Raw genomic sequence first — 12,962 nt, 5'->3', positions numbered from 1 at the left:
GCTTATTGAGGAGCTACTAATCGATGGCCTTGATTACGTCCTGCACCTTGTCGTTCGGCACCAACATACTCAGGGTATAGTGCTTGATTCGCCAGTGTCCTTCCTCGGAAAGTTCCACGATGGCCGTTCCCCGGCAGGGACCCATCCAGGTATCGAGCACTTCGTCCCACCAGGCAATCGTTTGACCTTCCGTGTAGAAAATATGTCTTTCAGCGGCGGTAAAATCCCAGGCCTTACCGCGCGCGAAGTAGGGTGCGGCGAAACCGAGAAATTCAGCTTTCGTCCAGTGCTCACCTTTGTCCGTACCGAGGTAGTAACCGTCTGCGGCGATGGCGTCGAAAAAGGTAGCGGAGTCGGCCGTAGCGGCGGCGCGGTGCCAGGCGGTGGCGAAAGCCGCGAGCGCGTCGTTTTCTTCGGTTTGTGCGGCGAGGGCGCAGGTGCAGAGTAGACTGGTAAGAAGCAGGGAAAAGCGCATGGGTGAATACTTTGCGCTAAAGGTCAGCAAAAACGAACGGACGGCCTCCCGTGAAGACCGTCCGTCCGTGAAATTTTTGGCTGCGACCAAGTCAGTCGTTCAGCAACTCCGCCGTTTCGGTATAATCCTGATCCGTCTCGATGGCCATTTCGATGGCGAGCTTAGCCGTTTCTCTGGACATATCCACGTCACCGGTCTTTTTGTACAACCAGGCGAGGGTATCGAGATTGGGGTAGGTAGCGCGGAGTTCGACGGACTGTTTCGCCCACCCCAGTGCTTTTTCCAGGTCGGCTTCCGTTTCCGCGTGCTCGTAAAAGTTCCAAGCAACCGTGTTCAACTCGCCAAAATCATTGCTCGGATACGCCGCGAAGTAAGACTTGGCGGCGGGCAGGTACACACTCATGTCCCGCATCTGCTCGGCCTGGAACATTTCGTAGTGCGCGACGAGCCGGTTTTTGAGCGGGGCGGCGTACTTGCTGTAGAACGGAACAATCATGGCCGTCGGCGGCAACATTCGTTTCCCCTCCATCCGCATGTACTGGGTCAGTAAGACTTGCTGCAGGCCCATCATGTAGGTTCCCGAACCAACGGCTTGCATCGCTGCATCCGGGTTACTGAGTAGGTAGTGCATCCGGTCGCCACCGACGACGCCGGGGTTGGCGATGATCAACTTCATCGTCGCGGCGTCCGACCAGTCTTCCGTCTCGGCGAGGTAGGTTTCGATGACTTCCCCGGCCCGGTTTCGTTCGTAGAGCTTCGTCAGCGTACCTAAGTAGGCCTGGATAAATTCCGCGTCCCGTTCGCCGGCGTCGTAGCGTTTGTTGAGCGCACCGAGGCTTTCGTCGCCGGTGGCATCGTCGGCGAGGGCGATCAAGGCGTCGGCGGGGATGTAGCCCGCCCCCTTGTGCGCAATCTCACCGTCGCCGTCCACGAACAGGTAGGTCGGGTAGGCGGCTACGTTATAGCGCTGCGCCAGTCCGGGCCCTTCGCCTTTTTCCATGTCGATCTTCGCGTTGATGAACCGCTCGTTGTACACCTCACCCACGCGCTCCTGCGGGAAGACCTTGGCCGACATCATCTTGCACGGACCGCACCAGGTCGTGTACGCGTCGATGAAGATCAATTTATCCTCCGCTTTCGCCTGGGCGAGTAATTCCGCAAAAGGTTTTTCGGTGAAGGCTACGCCCGCATTTTGCGCCCCGATAGCTATCGGGGCGAGTGCCAACGTGAGTACGGAGAAGAGCAAAAGAAGCGCGCGCATAAGCGTGAATATTACGTAGTTAAGCCGATGAAGTTACGAAGTCCCTAACTGGACACCCAACGGCACGCGAAAGATGCTCGTGAATTGTTAAGCTTTCGCGGGCCTCACCCCAAAAAACCGGCGCGCACATATTTACCCTGCACCCGCATCCGTGCCCCCTTTGCATCTTTTAAACATTGCTACCTGATCTTGCGAAAGATATTGAACCACATAGTGCACAAAGGTCACAAAGGGTAGCTCTGCTGTGTGACCTCCGTGCGCTGTGTGGTTAAAAAAAGGTTTACCGTAACCATCGGGCAACGAGACCTCACAACCTCACAAAACACCCCAAAACAAACATACTCCAACAATTTGTTTGATAACCTCCGGCAAGTTTCGTATGTTTGCCTACCGCACCACCCCACCAAGCAACAGCAGCAACACATGGCCGAAAGCACTTATACTGAAGACAACATCCGTTCCCTCGATTGGAAAGAACACATCCGCATCCGCCCCGGTATGTACATCGGTAAACTGGGCGACGGAGCCAGCCCGGACGACGGTATTTACATCCTGCTCAAGGAAGTGATCGACAACTCCATCGACGAATACGTGATGGGCTTTGGCCGCGAAGTAGAAGTTAAAGTGGAGGAAGGCGTGGTGTCCGTCCGGGACTACGGGCGGGGCATTCCGCTCGGCAAGGTGATCGACGTGGTGTCCAAAATCAACACCGGTGGTAAGTACGACAGTAAGGCGTTCAAAAAGTCCGTCGGGCTGAACGGTGTCGGTCTGAAGGCAAGTAATGCACTATCGGAAGAGTTCACGGTTTACGCCGTCCGCGAGGGCCAAAAAAAACAGGCTGACTTTTCTTACGGGGAGTTGGTCAAGGACCACAAGATTAGCAAGACGAAGGAGCCCAACGGTACTTTCATCAGTTTTCGGGCCGACCACGGTATTTTTAAGAAGTACAAGTACCGGTCCGACTACATCGAGAACCAGCTCTGGAACTACGCTTACCTCAACGCGGGGCTCAAACTCAACTTCAACGGCAAAACCCTGGTTAGTCGCAACGGCCTGCGGGACCTGTTGGAGCGCAAGATCGGCCAGGAACAACGCCGCTACCCCATCATCCACCTGAAGGGAGAAGACATCGAAGTAGCGATGACGCACGGTAACGGGTACGGGGAAACTTACTTTAGCTTCGTTAATGGCCAGCACACGACCCAGGGCGGTACGCACCTGATCGCTTTCCGGCAGTCCGTCGTCGAGGCCGTGCAGAAGCACTTCGGTAAGAGCTACGACCGCAAGGACATCCTGGCGAGCATTAACGCCGCCGTGGCCATCAAGGTGGAGGAACCTATTTTTGAGTCTCAGACCAAAACCAAGCTCGGTTCCACTGAGATGGGCCCGGGCTCCCCCACCGTCCAGACCTTCCTCCGCAACTTCATGCTGGAGCACCTGGATAATTTCCTACATAAGAACCCGGCCGTTACCCAGTCGCTGGAAAAGCGGATCAAGCAATCCGAGCGGGAGCGCAAAGAGATCGCCGGCATCAAAAAGCTGGCCAACCAGCGGGCAAAAAAGGCCAACCTGCACAATAAGAAGTTGCGTGACTGTCGTGTCCACTTCGACTCGTCCAACAAAAAACACACCGAAGAGGGTAAGCTCGCTTCCACCATTTTCATCACGGAGGGCGATTCGGCGAGTGGTTCCATTACCGTGGCGCGGGACGTCCAGAGCCAGGCGGTATTTTCGCTCCGGGGCAAGCCACTGAACTGCTTCGGGCAGACGAAAAAAGTCGTTTACGAAAACGAAGAATTCAACCTACTACAGCACGCCCTCAACATTGAGGACGGGCTCGAATACTTACGCTATAATCGTATCGTGATCGCCACCGACGCCGACGTCGACGGCATGCACATCCGGCTGCTGTTGCTCACCTTTTTTCTGCAATTCTTCCCGGATATGGTTGGCGCGGGCCACCTCTACATTCTGGATACCCCCCTGTTCCGCGTGCGCGACAAGCAAAAAACGTACTATTGCTACAGCGAGCAGGAGCGGCAGGAGGCCGTTAAGGCACTGCGTGGCAAAGCGGAGATCACCCGTTTTAAGGGCCTCGGCGAGATTAGCCCGAACGAGTTTAAAGACTTCATCGGGGAGAACATTCGCCTGGAGCCCGTCGTGCTGGGGGAAGCGACCGACATCGAGCAGTTACTGAATTACTACATGGGCAAAAACACGCCCGCCCGCCAGACCTTCATCATCGATAACTTGCGGAAGGAGCAGGATGAGGATTTGGATGGTAACGGGGTGCCGGACGTGGAAGAGTTGGCGGTGGCGGAAGCGTAAATGTTAAGTGATGTTATGTTAGGCAGATCGGTTTAGCCACATAAACACAAAGGTACAAAAAAGCTTTTTTGTGCCTTTGCCAAATTGCCTGATTTGTGACGTGTTCTGAGGCAATAGATGATGAGTGAAGGACCGGAAGTTGTTTTTTACCACAGAAAAAGCTCAAAAGCACAAAACTTATCTTGGACCAAACAGCCCAACTTTAAGTGCTTTGCTTTCTAGTTTTTTGGCTTCTGTGTTCACTTCTATGAGTTAACTTTTGCGCTGATGATCATTTTGGAGCGTTGTCTATTCCACCAATTTTAGCTCATAGAGGAAATCACCCTGTGGTGAGCACTGCTTACTGTTGATCGTCAATCGTTCGATACGCGATAAGGCACCACGAAGATTTGGCGTTATATCATGATTCACAGGTACGAATAAGTTCTCATAAATCTCAACCCGCTCCCGGACACCCACAACGATTTGAGAATCCCTGTTCTGAAGGGGATACAACCAGGTGGCCAGGTAGAATTTGTCGTGCTCGCCGGCTAGCTTATCGTGCCAATCAAGCATAATTTCTCGGCAAGCTTCGACGATTACTTTGTTGACGTTGACGTCACGGGCCACTTTGGTGTACTTATTCAGCCAGTGCGTCTGGTATTTTTGGAGTGGAAAATGAACCCTGCCGTGATCATGGCGGCGCAAATATTTCAAATCATCCTTCAACTCGTTTTCTTTCCACTTCCCGACTTCTTTGATCATTCGGTCCCAATTTCTAATCTTCATAACCGCGCGAATTATTATGTACAATTAAATAAAGTCGCACCAACACCTGATACTTACGAGTCGCTTTCCCGCCGTTCGTTCTAAACATCTAGTCCACAACATTAGCCGGCAGGTAATCTAATCCAGCATATTGGTGTGCACTATGGCGAATACTCAGAGAACAGAGAAGAGCCCAACCCCGAGCATAAGTAAAAGCAGGCCACAGAGCACAGTCGCGCCTAATTTATAAGTATTGGACGATTCTCTTCTTACGTAACTGATGACGAGCAGTGTGACCCCGATCGGCAGCATAATTACCGCGGGCAACCCGACCAAAATAACGATCCGCCCTACGTTGGGGCCGAACCCAAGTAGCGAAAATACCGCCGTCACCAACAGCAGTAGCACCGCGGTTACCAGCGTGAAAAAAGCTTTGCTTGCGTAAGGGGCAGTTATGCGATCGGTGGAAGGCAAGGGACTAAGTTAAATGTACTCTGACTAGAGAATTTAGCGACCAAATTAGTCCACTACGTGCAGCACCATAACCGGCGTCAGCGGATGAAGAATCATTTGCCGCGTATCGCTGTGGTGGAAAAGCCGGCCCCAGAAACCCCGGCGGCGGGTCACCATCACGGCTAGCTCGATCGGGTGACGCTCGAGGTACTCACGCAGACCTTCCTGAACGGATTCGGCTTCAATCTCACGGATGTCGAAAGAAAAACTGGGGTCGGGCGTAGAAAAAAGTTTGGCAAATATCGCCTGCCGGTTGAGATCCTTGTCATCCTCTTCCTCCTTAACGTGCACGAAATGGACGCGCGCGTGAAATAGCTTGTTGAATGCCCTAAACTCCAAGACCGCACGGCGGCTGAGTGAGAGGTTATTACTGGCGTAAAGCACGTTCTTGTAGTTCTGGAAGACCGTACCCCGCGGCACGAGAATGACGGGACAGGTTGCCTTGTCAACGACGGTCGAGGCAACGGACCCGAATACTTCATCCAGTAAATCGCTACTCCCGCTGGAGCCCATGACGATCAAATCGTATGCCTTACTTTCCTCAATGATCTTGTCGGCGGAAAAACCAAGCAGTAGTTCGTGCTGCCGATTTACGCCATCGGGGACGGGAATCCCATCCAGGAAATTAACCATTGCCTCGTCGGCCAGGTCCATCAACTCGCCGACGGGGGCCGCGGTGATGGCGTCCGCACTGGCCGTCTGGGGGGTGAAGACGTGGATTGCCCTCACGTGAACGGCCTGAATGGATGCGGCCATGGCCTCCGCGTAGCGAAGGGCGGAGGCGGAACCGACACTGAAATCAATCGGAACTAAAATTTTTTTGATCATTCGTTCGGGGGGACTGGTGGCGCAAGATAACCGCATAAAGAAGAATGTCCGGCTGATTTCAATTTTCAAGTGCCCTGGCGACACCCAAAGTCGGACTAGCGCGTTATGCCAGCGGGCCTGACGAGTGTCGTCAGGTTACGAAGCCCATCCCCGTCAGATTAGCGTAGAGTCGTGGTTTCACGTCCACTTATCCCATCCACCGTGAGTTGTACCCTGCTGAAGAATAACCCCTCCACAATGCCTTCCCAGAACAGTGTTCGACTTGTCAGGGGGGCAGACTGGTTCATGACGCGCTGCCGCACCGCAGCGGAATTCGCTGCGTGTTGGCCAGCCGGGCCGGAGTTCACTGATTCTTTTTGGTTGCGGGAGGAAACGTTACGGTTCTTGGGCGACGAACCCCAGGGCTTCGGCACGGAAGGTTTACTGGTAACGCACGAGCCTTCCGGCCGGCGGGTTTTGTTTTCCCTCCAACAATTCGAATTTTCCGCCGCGGGTTACGTGAGTGAGGCGGCTAAGGGCACTACCTCCCGCTACGACTTACGGCGGCGCTTGCTGTCGAACGTCACTTTCCGGGCGGTCTGTGTCGGTCAGCTTTTGACTTCCGGGCCTTATGGATTAGTGGGCCTCGATTCCTTTTCGGCCGAGGAACAGGCCACGCTGTTGAGTGCACTGGCGGACACCCTGCTGGCTGCACCCGACAATTTCGACTCCATCCTGCTCAAAGACCTAACCGCTCCGGACACCCGGGTAGCACAAACTTTACGGGCGAACGGCTACTATGACTTGCCAGTAGACCCGGTGATGGAATTGAATTTGTCTCCCGCCTGGAAAACCATCGACGATTATCTCGCCGACATCACGAGTAAGTACCGCGTCCGCTACCGCCGCGCCCGGGGGAAATTCGCGGGGCTGACCCGGCGCTCACTTTCCGCGCTGGAGGTTCGTGACCGGCGGCAGGAAATTCACGAGCTTTACCGAGAGACGAGCACGGGCGCGGCTTTCAATACCACTAGCCTTACCGTCACCTATTTCCCCTGGTTGGCGGACGTGCAGGAAAAAGCGAACGGTTGGTCGGGTGTAACCGGCTACTTCGACGGGCTAAAGCTTGTCGCCTTTACGAGCACGGTTGACGGCGGCCCGGTGCTACAGGCTCACTTTCTGGGCATGACGGATAGTTATAAGACTTCCCACCACTTATATCACAACATCCTGTTTGATCTCCTGAACGTCGCAATCGAACGTGGTAAGCGAAAGATAGACTACGGACGGACCGCCCTGGAGATCAAAAGCTCCGTCGGTGCCACGGGTGCTAACTACGCTTGCCTGTTGAAAGCCAAAAATCCGGTCACCAACTGGCTAATCCCCAAGTTTACCCCCGCCGTGTACGCAGGCTCGGATTGGGTGGAGCGACAACCCTTTAGAAAAGGGGAATAAGTTGATGGGCGAAGCACGGCTCCCATACTTTTTAGACCGCGTAGGCGGTTAGTTCAGTAGCCAACTGGGGCCACAACCTTAGTTTACCCAACTGACGGATTATTGACTAACGGCACCCAACTAAATGACCTAGGCTACGGTTCTTTTAGGTACTGATGGCTGAGGTTTGAGATTACGGATAATAGTTTGCAAAAGCCTTGCGGGGCCGGTAATAATTTCTTACTTTGTAACGTCAGAATATTTTATTTTAAAACACAACACAGCTGTCCTACAAACCTACTACAATGACAACACGACGTATTATCAAATATCGTTACCTTAAAACTAAAATGGCGTTGGGTCAAACGCTGCAATCTATCCTCGACATCAATCGCAAGCGACGGTTCTTTCAGGACAACGAGGCGGGCCTGGAAGAACTCAACGAAGAGTTGCGGGTGCTTAACGCCGTTGTTGAAAACCACGCTCGGGTCCTGAAGAGTTACGAATACCAACTAGAACGCCCCAAAGGGCCAAGTGCTGGCGCGCCAATTTCCATATAGTTTGCTATTCAGCACCATTGCGACGGTTTCATTCCGTGTACGCACGGGTGCTTTCGCATGATTACTCGGCCATCAAACTTTAGCGAATTTTCGCTAATTCTCACCGAGTCCTAAGTCAGCTTGCTACCTTTGTCGCCATCTACGGGGCACAATGCAACAATGTTTTGGCATATTTGTCCTTAACACTGGATGGTTCCGGGTAGATTATACTTACGCCCGGTCTTACGTTAGGATTTTCCATTCCTAACGGACTCCACTACCCCGATACCGATCGGGACCACGCCCACACACAAACGAACGGCTAAAGTCAACTTATGAAATTGCTTGTTTGCGTCAGTAAGACGCCCGAAACGACCACCAAAATTCAACTTACCGGAGATGGTTCCGACGTCGATACCTCCGGCGTGAAGTACATTATGAACCCTTATGACGAATGGTACGCCCTCGTCCGGGCCCTCGAACTGAAGGAAGCTGCCGGCAGTGGCTCGGTTACACTACTCAACGTCGGCCCCGCCGACAATGACAGTGTGATTCGTAAGGGGCTCGCCGTTGGTGCTGATGACGCAATTCGCGTCGACGCAGAGGGCTCGAGTAGCCTCTTTATCGCCAAGCAGATTGCCGCGCAGGCTAAGGAAGGTAACTACGACATTCTCTTTTTTGGCAAGGAGACAATCGACTACAATGGCTCCGAAGTAGGCGCCATGGTGGCAGAATTACTCGACGTCGTCTACGTCCACGAAGCTAGTAAACTGGAAGTGTCCGGCACGACGGCTACCGTCACGCGCGACATCGAAGGTGGCGTGGAAATCGTCGAAGTAGAACTTCCCCTCGTCGTGAGTGCCGCTAAGGGCATGGCCGAACAGCGTATCCCGAACATGCGCGGCATCATGATGGCTAAGCGCAAGCCTCTCAAAGTGGTTCCCGCGGTCGATGCGGCGGTATCCACAAAGGTGACGCATTACGATTTGCCGCCGGAGAAGTCCGCCGTCAAGCTCATCGAGCCGGACGACATGACCGAACTCGTGCGATTGCTACACGAAGAAGCAAAGGTCATCTGACCTTTTGCCTAGCCCAACCTACCCCCAACTATTCCAAAATCAGCCGCGCCCAGCGTGGCCCAATTCCCTCCCCCATGGTCCTCGTATTTGCAGAAGCCACCAACGGAAAATTTAAGAAAGCCGCCCACGAAGCGATTACCTACGGCACCAAAACGGCCGCCGCGATGGGTACCGAGTGCGTCGCACTAACCATCGGCCAGGTAGAAAATGCCGGTGACCTGGGTCGCTTCGGTGCAACCAAAGTCTACAACGTCAACAGCGACGCAACGGCTACTTTTGATAGTGGTGTCTACGCCGCCGCCATCGCCGAAGCGGCCAAGCAGTTGGGTGCGAAAGTGATCGTCATGATCCACGACAGCACGGGCAAAAGCGTGATGGGCCGGGTGGCCGCGCGGCTCGACGCCGGTTCCGCTCCGGGCGTGAATAGCGTCCCCACCGTTTCCGGTGGTGGCCTGACGGTCCGCAAGTCGGTTTTTTCCGGCAAAGCATTTGCCGAGGTGGAAATTACCAGTGAGTACAAGGTGATCAGCGTGGCAGGTAATTCCATCCCCGTTGAGGAAACAGGCGCTGCTGCTACCGTCGAATCGCTTGACCTCGCCCTGCCCGCTTCCCGCACCAAGGTGTTGGAGACGCAGCGCGCTACGGGCCGCATCCCCCTTCCCGAAGCGGAGCTGGTTGTTTCCGGCGGTCGCGGCCTCAAGGGTCCTGAGAATTGGAACGTCATCGAAGATCTCGCCGAAGCACTGGGTGCCACCACTGCCTGTAGCCGCCCCGTGGCGGACGTCGACTGGCGCCCCCACCACGAGCACGTCGGGCAAACGGGCGTTGCCATTCGGCCTAACCTGTACATTGCCGCCGGCATTAGTGGCGCAATCCAGCATTTGGCGGGGGTGAATAACTCCAAGACGATCGTCGTTATCAACAAAGATCCAGAAGCCCCCTTCTTCAAGGCGGCTGATTACGGTGTTGTCGGTGACCTGTTCGAAGTATTACCGAAATTGACCGAAGCGGTTAAAGCCTACAAAGCGAGCTAGTATTTCGGGGCGCTGTCCCGATTGCCATCGGGAGTGCAGGGTGTTTCCGGAAACGCAATGCCACCAGAAAGAATTCCACAATTCTCTTTTCCAATCCCCCGGAAAACCATACCTTTGCCCTCCGATTCAAAACCGAGCTCTAAAATATAGTTCCCATGGCTAACCACGCATCCTCCAAAAAACGCATTCGCCAAGACGCAAAGAAGCGTCTTCATAACCGTTACTACAAGAAAACCGCTCGTACGGCCATCAGTCGTTTCCGGAGCCTCGAGAAGAAAGACGAAGCTGAAAATCAACTTCCGAAGTTGTTCAGCATGATCGATAGCCTGGCCAAGCGCCACCTATTTCACCCCAACAAAGCCGCTAACCTGAAGTCTGGCCTGAGTAAGTTCGCTCAGACGCTGGCCTAAACGTTGGCTTCGGTTTTGAAGGGTAAAAAGCCTTCTCGTCCTGCTGGATGAGAAGGCTTTTTGCGTTGGCCGTGCGTTAAGTATTTTCTTGCCACAAAAGCACAAAAACACAAAATCTGCTCACGTGCCTTTTGTGTTTGCTGTGTTTTTGTGGCAAAATAAATTTGTGCTTTAAGCCACCAGCTCAGGCTGCTGCCGCAAAATATCTTCCACGATAATATCCCCGTGGTCCCGCGTATTCTCGATGAATAGCTTACTGGTGTTCAAGCCAGCGCAGGCCACACCCGCCATGTAGACGTTGGGAAGGTTGGTTTCGAGTGTATCGGCGTTGAGGACGGGTTTGCAGGCGTCATCAACGTCAAACTTGAGGCCAAGACGTTCAAAAAGTGCAAAGTTTGGCTGGTAGCCGGTCATGGCGAGTACGAAATCATTCTTCAGGGTAGTGGGGCCATTAGGGGTGTTGATGTCTACCTCCGTCTCACGAATAGCCGTTACTTCAGACTCGTAATGAACGTTGATGCTCCCTTCCTTAATTCGATTTTCTATATCTGGCTTGATCCAGTACTTGACGCGGTCGGAAATCTCCTTTCCCCGGTGGACCATCGTGACCTTCGCACCTTTGCGCCAAGTTTCGAGGGCGGCATCGCAAGCTGAGTTGGCTGCGCCGATAACGACAACGTTTTGCCCAATGTAAACGTGAGGATCGTCGTAGTAGTGACGGACCTTTGAGAGGTCTTCACCGGGAACGTCGAGTTGGCGAGGCGTATCGTAGAAACCGGTAGCTACGCAGACGCTGCTCGTGTCGTAAGTATTCTTGTTCGTCGTAATGGTATAGCCTCCTTCCACCGCGATCATTGAATCAACCTTTTCGTAGAGATGTATATTGATTTCGTTGCTACCGATTAGCCGACGGTAATACTCCAGCGCTTCGGTACGGGTAGGCTTGTCGCCGTGGCTAATGAAAGGCGTGTTTTGAATCTCTAACTTTAGGGAAGTGCTGAAGAAAGTCATGTTGACCGGGAAGTTGTAGAGGCTATTTGCCAAAGCACCTTTTTCCAGGACTAGATAATTCAACCCGGCCTTCTTCGCGCTGATGGCTACGTTAATGCCGGAAGGGCCGCCACCGATAATGATCAGGTCGTAATTCATAGTCTAGATAGTTCTTCCACGTAAACATAGAAAGCAGGGAAAGGTCTTTCTCTTTATGTGTTTTTGTGCTTGTGTGGCTTCAAAGTAAGCGCTTTGAAAGTTTAACCTCATCACTCAAGACCGAATACTAATCATCCTCGCAAGGCAGATTGTACTTTTGCCCCATGCTAGCACCCAGCACCAATTCCATCCAGGAACTCCGCGAACAATTTTTGGCTCAGTTATCCTCGCACTTCCGGGAGCGGGAACCGCTGGGTCTCTACGACCCCATCAATTACATCCTGCAAATTGGCGGGAAAAGAATACGGCCCGTACTGGCGCTACTCAGTGGAAAAATATTTGGCGACGACGATTTAAGCCAAACGATGTCCGTCGCCCTGGCCGTAGAAGTCTTCCACAACTTCACGCTCCTGCACGACGACATCATGGACGACAGCCCCATCCGCCGCGGCCAACCGACCGTGCACGAGCGGTGGGACGTCAACACCGGCATTCTTTCCGGCGACCTGATGCTCATCCAGGCCTACCAACACCTTGCCAGTTGCCCCAACGTAGCCGCCTTCCCCGCGATGCTTGCCGCCTTCAACCGCGTCGCTACGGGCGTCTGCGAGGGCCAGCAGTACGACGTGGACTTCGAATCGCGCGACGACGTGACGATCGAAGAATACCTACAAATGATCGAGCTCAAAACCGCCGTCCTGCTCGGTGGTGCGCTGGAGATCGGTGCCCTCGCCGCCGGCGCCAGTCAGCAAGATGCGGACCACCTCTACGCGTTCGGGCGTTTAACTGGTCTGGCCTTCCAACTTCAGGATGACCTACTCGACACGTTTGGCGAAAGCGCCGCAACCGGAAAACTGACCGGCAACGACATCATTCGCAACAAAAAAACTTTCCTGTTCCTGCACGCACTCGACCTTATCGATCAGGATGAGCGGATCGAACTTACCCGACTGTTTACGACCTCCCCCATCAACCCCGCCAATAAAATCGCGCGGGTAACAGCCATCATGGAGAAAGCGGGCATTCCGGCGGCGGTAGCTGAGTTACGCGATAAGTACCAGGCGGAAGCTTACGTTCACCTCAACGCAATCGGGGGGTCCGGGCAGTGGAAAAAAGTCTTGGGGTTGCTGACGGAGAGCTTGCTGGGGCGGGAGAGTTAGTCTGTGGTCTGTGGTCTGAACTAAAG

Annotated in this window: 13 protein-coding genes; 7 read left to right on the top strand and 6 right to left on the bottom strand. The window is 53.8% G+C overall.

Features of this window, described 5'->3' with window-relative positions; all coding sequences use genetic code 11:
- Window positions 1–16: 16 nt before the first annotated feature.
- Together GGR27_RS06075 and GGR27_RS06070 are read right to left on the bottom strand one after the other, a co-directional pair.
- Window positions 17–475, bottom strand: coding sequence for a nuclear transport factor 2 family protein (locus GGR27_RS06075; RefSeq protein WP_168036530.1), 459 nt, complete (start codon window positions 473–475; stop codon window positions 17–19).
- 91 nt (window positions 476–566) lie between these two features.
- Window positions 567–1,736, bottom strand: coding sequence for a thioredoxin family protein (locus tag GGR27_RS06070; protein ID WP_168036529.1), 1,170 nt, complete (start codon window positions 1,734–1,736; stop codon window positions 567–569).
- A 423-nt stretch (window positions 1,737–2,159) separates the two neighbouring features.
- Between GGR27_RS06070 and GGR27_RS06065 the strand changes: the two genes are divergently transcribed.
- On the top strand, window positions 2,160–4,064 hold the full coding sequence (locus GGR27_RS06065) for a toprim domain-containing protein (protein ID WP_168037270.1): 1,905 nt from the start codon (window positions 2,160–2,162) through the stop codon (window positions 4,062–4,064).
- Between the two features lie 288 nt (window positions 4,065–4,352).
- On the opposite strand, the gene GGR27_RS06060 is transcribed toward GGR27_RS06065, so the two are convergent.
- The 3 genes from GGR27_RS06060 to GGR27_RS06050 all read right to left on the bottom strand — a co-directional run bounded on the left by GGR27_RS06060 (window position 4,353) and on the right by GGR27_RS06050 (window position 6,152).
- Window positions 4,353–4,832, bottom strand: a complete 480-nt coding sequence (locus tag GGR27_RS06060) for a hypothetical protein (protein ID WP_168036528.1) — start codon at window positions 4,830–4,832, stop codon at window positions 4,353–4,355.
- 153 nt (window positions 4,833–4,985) lie between these two features.
- Window positions 4,986–5,285: a hypothetical protein gene (locus tag GGR27_RS06055; protein ID WP_168036527.1), complete on the bottom strand. Its 300-nt coding sequence runs from the start codon at window positions 5,283–5,285 to the stop codon at window positions 4,986–4,988.
- Between the two features lie 45 nt (window positions 5,286–5,330).
- A complete protein-coding gene (locus tag GGR27_RS06050; RefSeq protein ID WP_168036526.1) occupies window positions 5,331–6,152 on the bottom strand; it encodes a universal stress protein in 822 nt (273 codons plus the stop codon).
- A 237-nt stretch (window positions 6,153–6,389) separates the two neighbouring features.
- On the opposite strand from GGR27_RS06050, the gene GGR27_RS06045 reads away from it, so the two are divergent.
- The 5 genes from GGR27_RS06045 to rpsT all read left to right on the top strand — a co-directional run bounded on the left by GGR27_RS06045 (window position 6,390) and on the right by rpsT (window position 10,627).
- A complete protein-coding gene (locus tag GGR27_RS06045) occupies window positions 6,390–7,586 on the top strand; it encodes a GNAT family N-acetyltransferase (protein ID WP_168036525.1) in 1,197 nt (398 codons plus the stop codon).
- Between the two features lie 329 nt (window positions 7,587–7,915).
- Window positions 7,916–8,125 (top strand): hypothetical protein, encoded by a 210-nt coding sequence (locus GGR27_RS06040; protein WP_168036524.1) that lies wholly within the window; start codon window positions 7,916–7,918, stop codon window positions 8,123–8,125.
- A 314-nt stretch (window positions 8,126–8,439) separates the two neighbouring features.
- The gene (locus GGR27_RS06035) at window positions 8,440–9,183 is read left to right on the top strand and encodes an electron transfer flavoprotein subunit beta/FixA family protein (protein ID WP_168036523.1); all 744 of its coding nucleotides are present in this window, start codon (window positions 8,440–8,442) and stop codon (window positions 9,181–9,183) included.
- Between the two features lie 74 nt (window positions 9,184–9,257).
- Complete coding sequence (locus GGR27_RS06030) at window positions 9,258–10,217, top strand: electron transfer flavoprotein subunit alpha/FixB family protein (RefSeq protein ID WP_168036522.1); 960 nt, start codon at window positions 9,258–9,260, stop codon at window positions 10,215–10,217.
- 155 nt (window positions 10,218–10,372) lie between these two features.
- On the top strand, window positions 10,373–10,627 hold the full coding sequence (rpsT, locus tag GGR27_RS06025) for a 30S ribosomal protein S20 (protein ID WP_168036521.1): 255 nt from the start codon (window positions 10,373–10,375) through the stop codon (window positions 10,625–10,627).
- A gap of 171 nt (window positions 10,628–10,798) precedes the next feature.
- Here the strand turns inward: rpsT and GGR27_RS06020 are convergent, their stop codons facing one another.
- Window positions 10,799–11,776, bottom strand: a complete 978-nt coding sequence (locus tag GGR27_RS06020; protein ID WP_168036520.1) for a YpdA family putative bacillithiol disulfide reductase — start codon at window positions 11,774–11,776, stop codon at window positions 10,799–10,801.
- A 164-nt stretch (window positions 11,777–11,940) separates the two neighbouring features.
- Between GGR27_RS06020 and GGR27_RS06015 the strand changes: the two genes are divergently transcribed.
- Window positions 11,941–12,936 carry a polyprenyl synthetase family protein gene (locus GGR27_RS06015; RefSeq protein ID WP_168036519.1) on the top strand — a complete coding sequence of 332 codons (996 nt, stop codon included), beginning with the start codon at window positions 11,941–11,943 and terminating at the stop codon, window positions 12,934–12,936.
- Window positions 12,937–12,962: the final 26 nt, after the last annotated feature.

It is taken from the genome of Neolewinella antarctica (assembly GCF_011927835.1).
Classification (GTDB): Bacteria; Bacteroidota; Bacteroidia; order Chitinophagales; family Saprospiraceae; genus Neolewinella; species Neolewinella antarctica.
The sequence above is the reverse complement of the archived record's forward strand: the minus strand, read 5'-3'. Positions and strand labels throughout refer to the sequence as shown.

What these genes read in the sequence shown, in the direction of transcription:
- GGR27_RS06040 (WP_168036524.1), top strand. Translation starts at nt 7,916, where the DNA reads ATGGCGTTGGGTCAAACGCTGCAATCTATCCTCGACATCAATCGCAAG.
- GGR27_RS06015 (WP_168036519.1), top strand. Translation starts at nt 11,941, where the DNA reads ATGCTAGCACCCAGCACCAATTCCATCCAGGAACTCCGCGAACAATTT.
- rpsT (WP_168036521.1), top strand. Translation starts at nt 10,373, where the DNA reads ATGGCTAACCACGCATCCTCCAAAAAACGCATTCGCCAAGACGCAAAG.
- GGR27_RS06045 (WP_168036525.1), top strand. Translation starts at nt 6,390, where the DNA reads ATGCCTTCCCAGAACAGTGTTCGACTTGTCAGGGGGGCAGACTGGTTC.
- GGR27_RS06065 (WP_168037270.1), top strand. Translation starts at nt 2,160, where the DNA reads ATGGCCGAAAGCACTTATACTGAAGACAACATCCGTTCCCTCGATTGG.
- GGR27_RS06035 (WP_168036523.1), top strand. Translation starts at nt 8,440, where the DNA reads ATGAAATTGCTTGTTTGCGTCAGTAAGACGCCCGAAACGACCACCAAA.
- GGR27_RS06075 (WP_168036530.1), bottom strand. Translation starts at nt 475, where the DNA reads ATGCGCTTTTCCCTGCTTCTTACCAGTCTACTCTGCACCTGCGCCCTC.
- GGR27_RS06060 (WP_168036528.1), bottom strand. Translation starts at nt 4,832, where the DNA reads ATGAAGATTAGAAATTGGGACCGAATGATCAAAGAAGTCGGGAAGTGG.
- GGR27_RS06020 (WP_168036520.1), bottom strand. Translation starts at nt 11,776, where the DNA reads ATGAATTACGACCTGATCATTATCGGTGGCGGCCCTTCCGGCATTAAC.
- GGR27_RS06030 (WP_168036522.1), top strand. Translation starts at nt 9,258, where the DNA reads ATGGTCCTCGTATTTGCAGAAGCCACCAACGGAAAATTTAAGAAAGCC.
- GGR27_RS06050 (WP_168036526.1), bottom strand. Translation starts at nt 6,152, where the DNA reads ATGATCAAAAAAATTTTAGTTCCGATTGATTTCAGTGTCGGTTCCGCC.
- GGR27_RS06070 (WP_168036529.1), bottom strand. Translation starts at nt 1,736, where the DNA reads ATGCGCGCGCTTCTTTTGCTCTTCTCCGTACTCACGTTGGCACTCGCC.